We start from the raw sequence: 14,905 nt of genomic DNA on the forward strand, positions 1-14,905 counted from the left end.
CCTGCTTCGCGTGCACGTCCCGCAACTTCTCGCACCATCGCACCTATCGCACCAGTGATGTGAACCAGCCGCATGCGCGGCGGGCGTTGGGCCGGCGAGTGCCGGCCGAGGGGGGTCCACCAGACGATGACGGCACCACTGCACGACACGGACGCGGCGCAGACCGCTGCCGTCGACATCGCCGCCGACGTCCCGGCCAAGGCGATCGAGGGCCGGTCCCCCTGGCGGATCGCCTGGATCCGGCTGAAGCGCGACAAGTTCGCCCTGGCCGGCGGCGCCGTCGTGGTGCTGCTCATCCTCGTGGCGGTCTTCGCCCCGCTGATCGTGGGCGCGCTGGGCCACCCGCCCAACGAGTTCCACGAGGGCCGGATCGACCCCCTGTTCAGCACGCCCAAGGGCTCCTGGGGCGGCATCAACGGGGACTTCCTCTTCGGCGTCGAGCCGGTGAACGGGCGCGACGTCTTCAGCCGCATCGTCTACGGGGCCCGCGTCTCGCTCCTCGTGGCCTTCCTGTCCGCCGTCGTCGCGGTCTTCCTCGGCACCGTCTTCGGCATCGTCGCCGGCTTCTTCGGCGGCTGGGTCGACGCCGTGATCAGCCGGGTCATGGACCTCCTGCTGGCCTTCCCCCAGCTGCTGTTCATCATCGCGCTGGTGTCCGTGGTCCCCGACTCCCTCTGGGGACTGACCGGTTCGGGCGTGCGCATGGGCGTGCTGATCGCCGTCATCGGCTTCTTCGGCTGGCCCTACATCGGGCGCATCGTGCGCGGCCAGACCCTCTCGCTCAGGGAGCGGGAGTACGTCGAGGCCGCGCGCAGCCTGGGCGCCGGCCGCGGCTACATCCTCTTCCGCGAGCTGCTGCCCAACCTGGTCGCGCCGATCACCGTGTACACGACGCTGATGATCCCCACCAACGTCCTCACCGAGGCCGCCCTCAGCTTCCTCGGTACCGGAGTCAAGCCCCCCACGGCATCGTGGGGCGAGATGCTCGCCAGAGCCGTCGACCACTACGAGGCGGACCCGATCTTCATGATCATCCCGGGTCTCGCCATCTTCATCACCGTCCTCGCGTTCAACCTCTTCGGCGACGGTGTCCGGGACGCTCTGGACCCCAAGGGGTCGCGCTAGCGCGCGCCGAGGGCCCGCACCCGCCGTCCCGCTCGTGTCCCACCGCCCCTGTCGGTCCGTCAGGAGGCTCACGTCCGCAAACCCGCCGGCCCGTTCCCGGGCGGCGACGATCACGGAGGTCGCGACACCTTGAGAACACAGAGAACTCCGAGGCGGAAGGCAGCCGCCGGGGCGGCCCTCGTGGTCGCGACCCTGGTCACGACGGCCGCCTGCGGCGGCGATGGCGGCAGCAAGGGCGGCGGGGACGGCAAGGGCGCGGGATTCAACGCCGCGGTCGACAAGGCCGCCAGCGTGTCCGAGAAGAAGGGCGGCGAGCTGAAGTTCATCGGCACGCAGGACGCCGACTCCTGGGACCCGCAGCGCGGTTACTACGGATTCATGTGGGACTTCGCCCGCTACTACGCGCGCACGCTGATCACGTCGAAGCCGGCCGCCGGCGGCGAGAGCACCACACTGGTCCCGGACCTGGCCACCGACACCGGCAAGGTCTCGGACGACAAGAAGACGTACACCTTCACCCTGCGGCCCGGTGTGACCTGGGAGGACGGGCAGCCCGTCACCGCCCAGCAGATCAAGTACGGCATCGAGCGCACCTGGGCCACCGACAAGATCTCCGGCGGCCCCACCTGGCTGATGCAGGTCCTGGACCCCGAGAAGACGTACAAGGGCCCGTACAAGGACGAGAGCAAGGACAAGCTGGGGCTGAAGGCGATCGAGACGCCGGACGAGAAGACGATCGTCTTCAAACTCCCCAAGCCCAACGGCGACTTCCTGCAGATGATCGCGATGCCCGCCGCGGCCCCGGTCCGCCCGGACAAGGACACCGCCGAGCGGTACGGCCAGAAGCCGTTCTCCAACGGCCCGTACAAGTGGGTGTCGTACAGCCCGAACAAGGGCCTCGAACTGGTCCGCAACGACAAGTGGAGCAAGGACTCCGACCCGGTCCGCAAGGCCCTGCCGGACAAGATCTCGGTCACGCTGATCACCAACGCCGACGACATGGACAACCGGCTGATCAAGGGCGACTACGACCTCGACCTGAACGCCACCGGCATGGGCTCGGCGGGCCGCCAGAAGGCCCTCAAGGAGTACAAGGGCAACGTCGACAACCCGCAGACCGGCTTCATCCGCTACGCCGCCTTCCCCAAGACCGTCGCCCCCTTCGACAACGAGCACTGCCGCAAGGCCGTCATCTACGGCGCCGACCACACCTCGCTGCAGACCGCTCGCGGCGGCCCCCAGGCCGGCGGCGACCTCGGCATCAGCATGCTGCCGCCCGCGGTCAAGGGCTTCGACCCCGCGTACGACCCGTACAACATCAAGCAGGGCAAGCCCGACGCGGCCAAGGCCAAGGAGGAGCTGAAGGCCTGCGGCAAGCCCGAGGGCTTCAAGACGACGATCGCCGTGCGCAACAACAAGTCGCAGGAGGTCGCCACCGCGGAGTCGCTCCAGGCGTCCCTGAAGGCCATCGGCATCGACGCGCAGATCGACAAGTACGACGGCGCGCAGAGCACCGGCATCATCGGATCGCCCGGGAACGTCAAGGCCAAGGGCTACGGCATCATCATCATGGGCTGGGGCTCCGACTTCCCCAGCGGCCAGGGCTTCCTCCAGCCGATCGCCGACGGCCGCTTCATCCAGGAGAGCGGCAACCAGAACTACCCCGAGCTCAACGACCCCGCGGTCAACAAGACCTTCGACGAGGCCATCGCGGAGACCGACGTGGAGAAGGCCGGGAAGATCTACCAGGAGGCCAACAAGAAGGTCATGGAGGGCGCCTGGTACCTGCCCTTCACCTACGAGAAGAACATCATCTGGCGCAGCTCCCGGCTGACCAACGTCTACACGGCCGACGCCTACAACGGCCGCTACGACTACGCCTCGCTGGGCGTCGTCAAGTGATCGCGCCCGTCACAGCCGTGACATCCCGTCCGCTCCGCCGGCGCACCCGCCGCTAGGCCCGAAGGGCAGGTGAGGGCCGAGCGCGACGACCGGGGACGCCCCCCTCTTCCCCAGGGGGGCGCCTCCGGGCCGCCGCCGGGCCGACCGCAGTGTTCGCTTACATCGTCAGGCGGCTGTTCGCCGTCATCGTGATGCTGCTCGTGGTCATCCTCGTGACCTTCGGCATCTTCTTCGCGATCCCGAAGTTCACCGGGTCCGACCCCGCGCTGATGTACGTCGGCAAACAGGCTGATCCGGCGGCCATCGAGGGCATCAGGGAGAAGCTGGGGCTCGGCAAGCCGATCCTGGAGCAGTTCTGGAACTTCGTCAGCGGGCTCTTCGCCGGCCGGGACTACGTCAGCGCGAACGACTCCGTCCACTGCCCGGCGCCCTGCTTCGGCTACTCGTTCCGGCACGAGAGCCCCATCTGGCCCGAGCTGACGAGCCGGCTGCCCGTCACCCTCTCGCTCGCCGGCGGCGCCTGCGTGCTGTGGGTCACCGGCGGCGTCCTGACCGGCGTCGTCTCCGCCCTCAAGCGCGGCACCGTCTGGGACCGCACCGCCATGACCGTGGCGCTCAGCGGCGTCTCCCTGCCGATCTACTTCACCGCCCTGCTCTCGCTCGCCGTCTTCAAGTACAAGCTCGGCTGGGTCGGCGGCGAATACACGTCCTTCGCGGACGACCCGGGCAGTTGGTTCGGCGGCCTGATCCTGCCCTGGGTCACCCTCGCCTTCCTCTACGCGGCGATGTACGCGCGGCTCACCCGCGCCACCATGCTGGAGGTGCTCGGCGAGGACTACATCCGCACCGCCCGCGCCAAGGGGCTCGCCGAGCCCGTCGTCATCGGCAAGCACGCGATGCGCTCCACCATGACCCCGATCCTCACCGTGCTCGGCATGGACCTCGGGGCCCTGGTCGGCGGCGCCATCCTCACCGAGACGGCCTTCAGCCTGCCCGGCCTCGGCCAGGCCGCGGTGGCGGCCATCAACGAACGCGACCTGCCGATGATCCTCGGCGTCACGCTCATCACGGCCTCCGCCGTCGTCTTCGCCAACCTGGTCGTGGACCTCCTGTACGCCGTGATCGACCCCCGAGTGAGGCTCTCGTGACCACCGCCCCCGCCCCCGGCCCGGGGGACGCCCCCACCGCCTTCCTCGAGGTGCGGGACCTGCGCATCCACTTCCCCACCGACGACGGGCTCGTCAAGTCCGTCGACGGGCTCTCCTTCCAGCTGGAGAAGGGCCGGACGCTCGGCATCGTCGGCGAGTCCGGCTCGGGCAAGTCGGTCACCTCGCTCGGCATCATGGGCCTGCACACCGTCGGCCAGTACGGGCGCCGCAGGGCCCGGATCTCCGGCGAGATCTGGCTCGACGGCAAGGAGCTGATGAGCGCCGACCCCGACGAGGTGCGGCGGCTGCGCGGCCGCGAGATGGCGATGATCTTCCAGGACCCGCTGTCCGCCATGCACCCGTACTTCACGATCGGCCACCAGATCACCGAGGCGTACCTGGTGCACCACAGCGACGCCGGCAAGAAGGCCGCCCGCAAGCGGGCCGTCGAGCTGCTCGACCGCGTCGGCATCCCGCAGCCCGACCGCCGCGTGGACGACTACCCCCACCAGTTCTCCGGTGGCATGCGCCAGCGCGCCATGATCGCTATGGCGCTGGTCAACAACCCCGAGCTGCTCATCGCGGACGAGCCGACCACCGCCCTGGACGTGACCGTCCAGGCACAGATCCTCGACCTCATCCGCGACCTGCAGAAGGAGTTCGGCTCGGCCGTCATCGTCATCACCCACGACCTCGGCGTCGTCGCCGAGCTGGCCGACGACATCCTCGTCATGTACGGCGGCCGCTGCGTGGAGCGCGGGCCCGCCGAGAAGGTCTTCTCCGAGCCCCGGCACCCCTACACCTGGGGCCTGCTCGGCTCCATGCCGCGCATCGACCGCGAGCAGACCGACCGGCTGATCCCGGTCAAAGGCTCCCCGCCCAGCCTCATCAACATCCCTTCCGGCTGCGCCTTCAACCCGCGCTGCCCGTACGCCGACGTGCCCGCGGGCGGGATCACCCGTACGGAGCGGCCGGAACTGCGCCTGGTCACCGGCGGCGACGGCGCTGCGGGAGGCGGCCGGCACTGGTCCGCCTGCCACATGGCCGAGGAGGAACGGACCCGCATCTGGACCGAAGAGATTGCGCCCAAGCTGTGAAGGGCCACGAGGACCACGAGGATCACGCGATGAAGATTCCCGGGCAGCAGGCGCCGTCCGACGGGCCCGAGGCCCTCCTCACGGTCGAGGGCCTGGTCAAGCACTTCCCGATCACCAAGGGGCTGCTGCGCCGGCAGGTCGGCGCCGTCCAGGCCGTGGACGGGCTCACCTTCGACGTGCGCACGGGGGAGACCCTGGGCGTGGTGGGCGAGTCCGGCTGCGGCAAGTCCACCATGGGCCGGCTGATCACCCGGCTGCTGGAGCCCACGGGCGGCCGGGTCGCGTTCCAGGGCAAGGACATCAGCCACCTCGGCGTGGCGGGGATGCGCCCGCTGCGCCGCGACATCCAGATGATCTTCCAGGACCCGTACTCCTCGCTGAACCCCCGGCACACCGTCGGCACCATCGTCGGCGCGCCCTTCAGGCTGCAGGGCATCGCGCCCGAGGGCGGGGTGAAGAAGGAGGTCCAGCGGCTGCTGGAGCTGGTGGGGCTCAGCCCGGAGCACTACAACCGCTATCCGCACGAGTTCTCCGGCGGGCAGCGGCAGCGCATCGGCATCGCGCGGGCGCTCGCGCTCAATCCGAAGCTCGTCGTCGCGGACGAGCCGGTCTCCGCGCTGGACGTGTCGATCCAGGCCCAGGTGGTCAACCTGCTCGACGACCTCCAGGACGAGCTCGGGCTCACGTACGTGATCATCGCGCACGACCTGTCGGTCATCCGCCACGTCTCGGACCGCATCGCCGTCATGTACCTCGGCAAGCTCGTGGAGCTCACCGACCGCACCTCGCTCTACACGAAGCCGATGCACCCGTACACCAAGGCCCTGTTGTCCGCGGTGCCGGTGCCCGACCCGAAGCGGCGCGCCAAGCGGGAGCGCATCCTGCTCAAGGGGGACGTGCCCTCGCCGATTTCGCCGCCGTCCGGCTGCCGCTTCCACACCCGGTGCTGGAAGGCGACGGACGTGTGCAAGACACAGGAGCCGCCGCTGCTGGCGCTCGAACCGGGCCACCAGGTGGCCTGCCACCACCCGGAGAACGCGCCGGAGGCGGCCACTGCGGGGACGACCGGAGGATGAGCGTCCGGAACGGCGTCCGGGCCGAGTAAGAATGTCTGGTGCTCACCGACCTGTTCAGCCCCTCCGTCCAGCATTCGCTGGACATCGCAGGGATCTTCGTCTTCGCGATCTCCGGCGCCCTGCTCGCCGTGCGGAAGAACTTCGACGTCTTCGGCATGGCGGTCCTGGCGGAGGTCACGGCGCTGGGCGGCGGGCTGATCCGGGACGTGATCATCGGCGCCGTGCCGCCCGCCGCCTTCACGGACCTCGGCTACTTCCTCACCCCGCTGCTCGCCACGGTGATCGTCTTCTTCCTGCACCCGGAGGTCGAGCGGATCACCAAGGCGGTGGGGGTCTTCGACGCGGCGGGCCTCGGGCTGTTCTGCGTCACCGGCACGGTCAAGGCGTACGGGCACGGGCTCGGCCTCGTCTTCGCCGCCACGCTCGGGCTGGCCACGGCGGTCGGCGGCGGCGTGCTGCGCGACATCCTCGCGCACGAGGTGCCGTCGCTGCTGCGCTGGGACCGCGACCTGTACGCCGTGCCGGCCATGGTCGGCGCCACGCTGGCCGCGCTGCTGATCCGCTTCGGCGCGCTGGACGGCCCTGCGTACGCGGTGCCCGTGGTGACGGCGTTCGTGCTGCGGCTGCTCGCGATGCGCTTCCACTGGCGGGCGCCGCGGGCGTGGCACCGGCGGAGCGCGGCCACCGAAGAGGGTTGTTGACCCTTCACCGAGAACCTACCAGTGAGTAACCTCCGGGTGTAGCGTGACCGGCATGGCACAGGCAACCATCGGTGACAGCGAATTCGACCGCGACACCGCGCTGACCCCCCGCGGCCCCGGCGTGCACGACGCCGCCCTCCCCGCCGGGTGGACCATCGGCGGTGCGGTCAACGGCGGCTTCCTCCTGGCCCTCGTCGGCCGGGCCCTCGCCGCGGAGCTCCCCCACCCCGATCCGTTCACCGTCACCGCGCACTACCTCTCGGTCAGCCGGCCCGGCCCCGCCGTCGTCCGCACGCAGACCGTGCGCACCGGCCGCGCCCTCTCCACCGGCCAGGCGTCCCTCCTGCAGTACGACGAGGACGGCGGCGAGGTCGAGCGGATCCGCGTCCTCGCCACCTACGGCGACCTCGGCGCCCTCAGCGACGACGTCCGCACCACGGCCAAGCCGCCCGCAATCCCCCCGTACGAGCACTGCCTGGGCAAGGAGCACGACGACGGCTCCCACCCGCTCTCCGAGATCGCCCGCCGCCTCGACATCCGCCTCGACCCCGCGACCGCCGGCTGGGCGGCCGGCGCGCCCAGCGGCCGCGGCGAGATGCGCGGCTGGTTCGGGCTCGCGGACGGCCGCCCCATGGACCCGCTCGCCCTGCTGCTCGCCGTCGACGCCCTGCCGCCCACGACGTTCGAGATGGGCCTGACCGGCTGGGTGCCCACCATCGAGCTGACCGCCCACATCCGCTGCCGGCCCGCACCCGGACCCGTCCGCATCGCCGTCACCACGCGCAACCTCGCGGGCGGCTTCCTGGAGGAGGACGCCGAGGTCTGGGACAGCGAGGACCGGCTCGTGGCCCAGTCCCGGCAGCTGGCGGCCGCCCCGCGGCGCTGAGGCCGCGGGCTCACGGCGGCGGCCGGCCCTCGGGGACGCTCGGGCTCCGGCTCCGCCGGGATCGCGTGGGCGCCGCCCGGATGGGGCCTTCGCCCTCGACGGCTCCTGTTCGCCGGCCGGGTGGTCCGGATCCCCGCCATCAAGGAGCAGACCGGCGCGTCCGCGGGCGCAGCCGCGGGCCGCCGGGGCGCCGCCTCCGGCTCCGGGCCTCCCGCCGTCGCGGGCCGCGCGGGCTACGCGGCCTCGCGGCCCAGCCACGCCGCCAGCCGCGCGTACGCGTCCGCGCCCTCGGGCGCGGGCCGCACCGGCCCGAACGGCACCTCGTCGCCCCGCCGGTCCGCCGGCAAGAACTGCTGCGCCCAGCCCAGCGCGAGCTCGGCCAGCTCCTGGTCCAGGGGGAGCGGGTGCCCCAGCGCCTGCGACAGGTCCCAGGCGTGCGTGACGCTCTCCAGCACCATGCCCGACGTCAGGAACACGGCGCCGGGGAACGTCCCCCACTCCACGGTCACCGGGCGCTCCAGCGTCGCGTCATCCGCCCAGGCCGCTGCCAGCCGGGCCCGCGCCGCCCCGTAGGCCCGGCCCCAGCCGTCGTCCGCGACGTCCGTGGGCGGCTTGCTCCACTCCACCGCGCCCGTCTCGCCGAGCTGCGCGCCGTCCCTCACACCGGCCACGAGGTGGCCCAGCAGGGCCCGTACGTCGAACTCCGCGCACGGCGTCGGATCCCCGAGCCGCTCCGCGGGCACGGCCTCGATCAGGGCCGCGACCTGGGCGACGGCGCGCTCCAGGAGGGGGCGCGGGTCGGTGGCGGCGGGGGTGCTGGTCATGGGGGACTCCATTCGCGGGAGGTGATCGGTCGATCCGCGGATCCGGGGATGCGGGGCTCCGTTCCGGGGGTCCGGAGATCCGTTCTGGATCCAGGGATCCGTTCCTAAGATCCGGGGATCAGTTCCGGGGAACACGCAGAGCATCCCGCCATAACCTGACAACGGCCGTCAGGTTTTCCGCCGCAACCCGCAAGCCATCCTTGAGCGGTGAAATCCGACCGACTGCTGGCGATCCTCCTGCTCCTCCAGACCCGCGGCCGCGTGCCCGCCCGCGAACTGGCCGACCGCCTGGAGGTGTCCGTCCGCACCGTCTACCGCGACGTCGAGTCCCTATCCGCCGCGGGCGTGCCCGTCTACGCCGAGCGCGGCCGGCACGGCGGCATCGCGCTGCTTCCCGGCTACCGCACGGACGTCACGGGCCTCACCGCCGACGAGGCCCGCGCCCTGTTCGTCCTCTCCACCCGGAACACGCTCGCCGACCTCGGCCTCGACAGCGCCCTCGGCTCCGCCCTGCGCAAGGTTATGGCCGCCCTGCCCGCCCCGCACCGCCCCGCCGCCGAGGCCACCAGCCGCCGCATCCTCGTCGACCCCGTCCGCTGGCTGGGCGGCCCCGCGGCCGTCCCCGCCGTCGACGTCGGCGAACTGCAGGGCGCCGTCCTCGCCGACCGGCGGCTGCGCCTGCGCTACCGCCACGGCGGGCAGGAAGCGCCCCGCACGTACACCGTCGACCCCTACGGCCTCGTCGCCAAGGCCGGCGTCTGGTATCTCGTCGCCGACCGGCGGGCCCGCCCGCAGCTGTTCCGGGCCGACCGCGTGGCCGCCCTGACCGTCACCGGGGACACGGTGCGCCGCCGGGCGGGCGTGGAGCTCGCCGACGCGTGGGAGGTGCTCCGGCGCGAGGTCGAGCAGCGGCCGGCGGGCCTGCGCGTGACGGCCACCGTACGGCGCTCCCGGCTCGACATGTTCCTGCGCCTCCTCGGCCCCGCCTTCGCCGCGCCGCCCTCCGCCGGCGACCCCGCCACCGTCGAGCTCCTCCTCACCGAACCCCGTGCCGCCCGCGCCCTGCTGCCCTTCGGCCCCGACGTCGAGGTCCTCTCCCCGGAGGAGGTCCGCGCGGACCTGGCGGAGGTGGCCGCGGCGACCGCGGAACTGTACGGACGGGCCCGGGCCGGAACGCCCGGTACTGTTCCGGACCCGGCCTCGTAGAATCGTGCCCACCATGGCCTACCTCGACCACGCCGCCACCACCCCGATGCTCCCGGAGGCGGTGCAGGCGATGACCGCCCAGCTCGCCCTCACCGGAAACGCCTCCTCGCTGCACGCCGCCGGGCGGCGGGCGCGCCGCACCGTCGAGGAGGCGCGCGAGTCCCTCGCCGCGGCGCTCGGCGCCCGCCCCAGCGAAGTCGTGTTCACCGCGGGCGGCACCGAAGCCGACAACCTCGCCGTCAAGGGGCTCTACTGGGCGCGCCGGGCCGCCGACCCCGCCCGGACGCGCGTCCTCACCAGCCCCGTCGAGCACCACGCCGTGCTCGACGCCGTCGACTGGCTCGCCACGCACGAGGGCGCGACCGTCGAGTACCTCCCGGTCGACTCCCACGGGCGGGTCCACCCCGACGCGCTGCGCGAGGCCATAGCCCGCGAGCCCGGGGACGTCGCCCTGGCCACGGTGATGTGGGCCAACAACGAGATCGGCACGATCATGCCGATCCGCGAACTGGCGGACGCGGCCGCCGAGTCCGGCGTGCCCCTGCACGCCGACGCCGTCCAGGCCTTCGGGCAGCTGGACATCGGCTTCGCCGAGTCCGGGCTCGCCGCCATGACGGTCAGCGGGCACAAGATCGGCGGGCCGTACGGCATCGGCGCGCTCCTCCTCGGCCGGCAGTACGCGCCCGTGCCGCTGCTCCACGGCGGCGGCCAGGAGCGCCACGTGCGCTCCGGCACGCTCGACGTGCCCGCGATCGCCGCCTTCGCCGTCGCCGGCGAGCTCGCCGCCGCGCGGCGCACGGACTTCGCCCGCGAGGTCGGCGCCCTGCGCGACGAACTGATCGCCGGGGTGCGGGCCGTCGTCCCCGACGCCGTCCTGGGCGGCGACCCCGACCCGGCCGGCCGCCTGCCCGCCAACGCCCACTTCTCCTTCCCCGGCTGCGAGGGAGACTCCCTGCTGCTCCTCCTCGACGCCCAGGGCATCGAGTGCTCCACGGGATCCGCGTGCACCGCGGGCGTGGCCCAGCCGAGCCACGTCGTCCTCGCCACGGGCACCGACACGGACCTGGCCCGCGGCACGCTCCGCTTCTCCCTGGGGCACACGTCCACGGCGGCGGACGTGACGGCCGTCGTCGAGGCCATCGGGCCGGTGGTGGAGCGGGCCCGCACGGCGGGCCTCAGCTAGCCGCGGCTTCTCTTACGAGCCGCAGGTACCGGTCCCAGTCCCAGTGGGGGCCGGGGTCGGTGTGGTCCGTTCCGGGCACCTCGGAGTGGGCGACGATGTGCGTGCGGTCCACGGGGATCTTGTAGCGGGCGCAGATGCCGGCCGTGAGGCGGGCTGAAGCGGTGTACATGGCGTCCGTGAAGCCCGCGGGCCGGTCGACGTAGCCCTCGTGCTCGATGCCGATGCTGCGCTCGTTGAAGGCGCGGTTCCCGGAGTGGAAGGCCACGTCCAGCTCGCGGACGGTCTGCGCGATGTGCCCGTCCTTGCGCACGACGTAGTGCGCCGCCGCCTCGTGCAGGGGGTCGCGGAAGACGCGGAGGGCGTCGCTGTAGCTGCCCTGGACGACGTGGACGACGACGCGGTCGACGCCGTAGTCGTCCGGCCGCGACGCGCGCCGCCAGTTCGCCGACGACGCGGCGACCCACTCGGCGCCGGCGTGGTCGAGCGCGCCGTTCGTACGCGGCCTCTCCCGCCCGGAGACCCGCCACCACCAGCGCTGGACCTCGCCGCGCCCGGCGTACCCGGCGGTGCCGGCGCCCACGACGACACCGGCACCGCCGAGAAGCACCCCTCGCCGAGAAATACGCTCCGAACCCATCCCCACCCCCGGGTGCCGTTTCCCTCCCCACCCCAACGCCCACGAGCCCGCCACGGGTTCCACCCATGACCGCCCGATGCGGTTAGGCCAGGCACCGCCGGTCCGCGCCGCGGGGGTGTCCCGCCGTCGCGGCGGCGGGGAGATGCCGGGCCCGGCAAGATCACCTGCCGACGGGCGGGCGAAGGGCGCCGGCCCGGCGAATTCTTTCCGCCGCCGCGGTGCGCAACCAGGCATCTCGCTGACCGGCGGTGGCCGGACGGCCTGACGGTGGCCGGGCACCGCAGGGTAGGGCCGTGGGGGTGTCCCGCCGTCGCGGCGGGAAGGAAGCGCCGACGGGCGGGCGAAGGGCGCCGGCCCGGCGAATTCTTTCCGCCGCCGCGGTGCGCAACCGGGACGGCGTTGTCCGGCGGTGCCGGGCGGCCTGATGATGGCCGGGCGCCGCCAGAGTGGCGGCTCGCCGTGGCAGCGGGGGCGCGACGCAGTCGTACGGGCACGTCCCGGAAACCCGGACGCCACGACGCCGGTCGCCCCCGTACTCTGGAGGGGTTATGACTGACTTCCCCGGTGCCCCCGATCTCAACGCCCCCCGCAAGGGGCTCCGCGTGCTCGCCGCCATGTCCGGCGGTGTCGACTCCGCCGTCGCCGCGGCCCGCGCCGTCGAGGCCGGGCACGACGTGACCGGCGTGCACCTCGCGCTGTCCGCGAATCCGCAGTCGTTCCGGACGGGCGCCCGCGGCTGCTGCACGATCGAGGACTCCCGCGACGCCCGCCGCGCCGCGGACGTGATCGGCATCCCGTTCTACTGCTGGGACCTGGCGGAACGCTTCCGCGAGGACGTCGTCGAGGACTTCGTCGCCGAGTACGAGGCCGGCCGCACGCCCAACCCCTGCCTCCGCTGCAACGAGAAGATTAAGTTCGCGGCGCTGCTGGACAAGGCGCTCGCGCTCGGCTTCGACGCGGTGTGCACGGGCCACTACGCGACGGTCGTCCTCAACGAGGACGGCACGCGCGAGCTGCACCGCGCCAGCGACATGGCCAAGGACCAGTCGTACGTCCTCGGCGTGCTGGACGACCGGCAGCTCGCCCACGCGATGTTCCCGCTGGGCGACACGGTCACGACGAAGGACGAGATCCGCGCGGAGGCGGAGCGCCGCGGCCTGGCCGTGGCGAAGAAGCCGGACAGCCACGACATCTGCTTCATCGCCGACGGTGACACCCGAGGCTTCCTGGCGAAGCGCCTCGGCAGGGCCGACGGCGACATCGTCGACGAGTCCGGCGCGAAGGTGGGCACGCACGAGGGCGCGTACGGCTACACCATCGGCCAGCGCAAGGGCCTGCGGATCGGTCACCCGGCCCCGGACGGCAAGCCGCGCTACGTCCTGGACATCTCGCCGGTGAACAACACGGTGACGGTGGGCCCGGTGGAGGCGCTCGACGTCATCGCCCTGACCGCGATCCGCCCCCGCTGGTGCGGCGCGGCCCCGCAGGGCGCCGGCACGTACACCGCCCAGCTGCGCGCCCACGGCGGTGAGACCGAGGTGACGGCGGAGCTCGTCGGGGACGAGCTCCGGGTCCGCTTCAGCGAGCCGGTCCGCGGCGTGGCCCCGGGCCAGGCGATCGTGCTGTACGACGGCACGCGCGTGGTCGGCTCGGCGACGATCGCCACGACCGAACGGGCGCGGGCCGCGCAGGCGGCGCAGAGCGCCTGACCCGCACGGCCCGGAGGATTGCGGCGGCCGGACCCGGTCCGGCCGCCGGCCGGCTCAGTTCGACTTGGTGCGGGTCACGTTGTCGACCTCGCACTTGCCGCTCACGCTGGCGCCGGCCTTCGGCACGTACACCTGGGAGACGTCCTGCGTGTCCGTCTTGCCCGGGCCGACGAAGGGGATGGTGCGGTTGCGGGTGCCGATGAGGGTGCCGCTCGCGTCGGTGAACTTCACCGAGAACGTGTACGTGTTGCTGTCCTTCAGGCTGGGGTTGGTGACGCTGATCTTCGCGGTGATGCCCCGGGAGTCGCTGTAGTCGCAGCTGACGATCTTCAGGTCGCGGGAGGCGCTCGCGCTGCTGCCGCCGGTGGTGGTGCCGCCCGAGGTGAGCCCGCTGGTGGACGTGCCGCCGCTCGTGGAACCGCCGCTGGTGCTGCCGGTCGTGCCGCCCGTGGTGAGGCCGCCGTCCGTGCTCGTGCTGCCGCCGGTCGTGCCGCCCGTCGTCGTGGTGCCGCCCGAGGTGGAGCTGCTGCTGTGGTGGCTGGAGCTGCCGCTGCTGCAGCCGCCGCCGTGGTGCCCGCGGGCTCCGGTCAGGGCGACGACGGCGATTCCGAAGACGGCGGCCGCGCGGACATGACGAAGCTTCACTGGAAAATTCCCCCGATGAATTGGCTGGAAACAGCGCCTGTTGACGCCCGGCTGACGAGTGCACGTCACGCTAACAGCGCTCTTACAAGGCGCCAAACCAGGCCGCTCCCTGTGACGAACCCGCAACCGAACGGGGCCGTAACAGGGACAGGAAAGGGTCTGAAAACAGCCCACAGCAGCCCGTGCGGTGCGACACCGTACGGACGGCACGTACGGTGGCGTTCATGAACATCGCCGTCTTCTGTTCCGCCGCCGACCTCGACGACCGCTACACCGCTCCCGCCCGCGAGTTCGCCGAACTCATCGGCCGCGGCGGGCACACACTGGTGTGGGGCGGCTCGGAGTCCGGCCTGATGAAGGTCATGGCAGACGGCGTGCAGGAGAGCGGCGGCCGGCTGGTCGGCGTGTCGGTCGAGTTCCTCGCCGCGCGGGCGCGCGCGAACGCCGACGAGATGGTCGTCGCCCGCGACCTCGCCGAGCGCAAGGCGCAGTTGCTCGCGCGCGCCGACGCGGTCGTCATCATGGTGGGCGGCACCGGCACGCTGGACGAGGCGACGGAGATCCTGGAGCTGAAGAAGCACGGCATCCACGACAAGCCCGTCGTCCTGCTCAACACGGCCGGCTTCTACGACGGCCTCAAGGCGCAGTTCCAGCGCATGGAGGACGAGGGCTTCCTGCCCCTGCCGCTGACCGCCCTCGTCTTCTTCGCGGAGGACGGGCTGGGCGCGATGGCCTACCTGGAGGAGTCCGCGGGCCTGCGCTAGCC

General features: G+C 72.3%; 14 protein-coding genes. 11 read left to right on the forward strand and 3 right to left on the reverse strand.

Annotated elements, in window-relative coordinates; translation table 11 throughout:
• Positions 1 to 126 precede the first annotated feature (126 nt).
• The 7 genes from IF61_RS0121450 (at position 127) to IF61_RS0121480 (ending at position 7,935) form a co-directional block, all read left to right on the forward strand.
• Entirely contained in the window at positions 127 to 1,125 is a 999-nt protein-coding gene (locus IF61_RS0121450; RefSeq protein WP_030368103.1) for an ABC transporter permease, read from the forward strand.
• Between the two features lie 129 nt (positions 1,126 to 1,254).
• On the forward strand, positions 1,255 to 3,027 hold the full coding sequence (locus IF61_RS0121455) for an ABC transporter substrate-binding protein (RefSeq protein WP_030368104.1): 1,773 nt from the start codon (positions 1,255 to 1,257) through the stop codon (positions 3,025 to 3,027).
• A gap of 149 nt (positions 3,028 to 3,176) precedes the next feature.
• On the forward strand, positions 3,177 to 4,175 hold the full coding sequence (locus IF61_RS0121460) for an ABC transporter permease (RefSeq protein ID WP_030368105.1): 999 nt from the start codon (positions 3,177 to 3,179) through the stop codon (positions 4,173 to 4,175).
• Complete coding sequence (locus IF61_RS0121465; protein WP_030368106.1) at positions 4,172 to 5,272, forward strand: ABC transporter ATP-binding protein; 1,101 nt, start codon at positions 4,172 to 4,174, stop codon at positions 5,270 to 5,272. Before IF61_RS0121460 ends, IF61_RS0121465 begins: the two co-directional genes overlap by 4 nt.
• 29 nt (positions 5,273 to 5,301) lie before the next feature.
• Positions 5,302 to 6,348, forward strand: coding sequence for an ABC transporter ATP-binding protein (locus IF61_RS0121470; protein ID WP_043190117.1), 1,047 nt, complete (start codon positions 5,302 to 5,304; stop codon positions 6,346 to 6,348).
• A gap of 38 nt (positions 6,349 to 6,386) precedes the next feature.
• Positions 6,387 to 7,049, forward strand: coding sequence for a trimeric intracellular cation channel family protein (locus tag IF61_RS0121475; RefSeq protein ID WP_030368108.1), 663 nt, complete (start codon positions 6,387 to 6,389; stop codon positions 7,047 to 7,049).
• A gap of 52 nt (positions 7,050 to 7,101) precedes the next feature.
• A complete protein-coding gene (locus IF61_RS0121480; RefSeq protein WP_030368109.1) occupies positions 7,102 to 7,935 on the forward strand; it encodes a thioesterase family protein in 834 nt (277 codons plus the stop codon).
• A 233-nt stretch (positions 7,936 to 8,168) separates the two neighbouring features.
• Here the strand turns inward: IF61_RS0121480 and IF61_RS0121485 are convergent, their stop codons facing one another.
• A complete protein-coding gene (locus IF61_RS0121485; RefSeq protein WP_030368110.1) occupies positions 8,169 to 8,759 on the reverse strand; it encodes a TIGR03086 family metal-binding protein in 591 nt (196 codons plus the stop codon).
• A 207-nt stretch (positions 8,760 to 8,966) separates the two neighbouring features.
• Here IF61_RS0121485 and IF61_RS0121490 point away from each other — a divergent pair, with 207 nt between their 5' ends.
• Positions 8,967 to 9,965, forward strand: coding sequence for a helix-turn-helix transcriptional regulator (locus tag IF61_RS0121490; protein ID WP_030368111.1), 999 nt, complete (start codon positions 8,967 to 8,969; stop codon positions 9,963 to 9,965).
• A gap of 13 nt (positions 9,966 to 9,978) precedes the next feature.
• The gene (locus IF61_RS0121495; RefSeq protein WP_030368112.1) at positions 9,979 to 11,148 is read left to right on the forward strand and encodes a cysteine desulfurase family protein; all 1,170 of its coding nucleotides are present in this window, start codon (positions 9,979 to 9,981) and stop codon (positions 11,146 to 11,148) included.
• On the opposite strand, the gene IF61_RS0121500 is transcribed toward IF61_RS0121495, so the two are convergent.
• A complete protein-coding gene (locus IF61_RS0121500; RefSeq protein ID WP_030368113.1) occupies positions 11,141 to 11,785 on the reverse strand; it encodes an N-acetylmuramoyl-L-alanine amidase in 645 nt (214 codons plus the stop codon). The genes IF61_RS0121495 and IF61_RS0121500 overlap by 8 nt on opposite strands.
• Before the next feature lie 548 nt (positions 11,786 to 12,333).
• On the opposite strand from IF61_RS0121500, the gene mnmA reads away from it, so the two are divergent.
• The gene (gene mnmA, locus IF61_RS0121505) at positions 12,334 to 13,494 is read left to right on the forward strand and encodes a tRNA 2-thiouridine(34) synthase MnmA (protein ID WP_030368114.1); all 1,161 of its coding nucleotides are present in this window, start codon (positions 12,334 to 12,336) and stop codon (positions 13,492 to 13,494) included.
• 54 nt (positions 13,495 to 13,548) lie between these two features.
• Here the strand turns inward: mnmA and IF61_RS0121510 are convergent, their stop codons facing one another.
• A complete protein-coding gene (locus tag IF61_RS0121510; RefSeq protein ID WP_052392898.1) occupies positions 13,549 to 14,139 on the reverse strand; it encodes a hypothetical protein in 591 nt (196 codons plus the stop codon).
• A gap of 224 nt (positions 14,140 to 14,363) precedes the next feature.
• On the opposite strand from IF61_RS0121510, the gene IF61_RS0121515 reads away from it, so the two are divergent.
• On the forward strand, positions 14,364 to 14,903 hold the full coding sequence (locus IF61_RS0121515; protein WP_030368116.1) for an LOG family protein: 540 nt from the start codon (positions 14,364 to 14,366) through the stop codon (positions 14,901 to 14,903).
• The last annotated feature ends 2 nt before the right edge of the window (positions 14,904 to 14,905 follow it).

The organism is Streptomyces roseoverticillatus, from assembly GCF_000719265.1.
Taxonomy (GTDB): Bacteria; Actinomycetota; Actinomycetes; order Streptomycetales; family Streptomycetaceae; genus Streptomyces; species Streptomyces roseoverticillatus.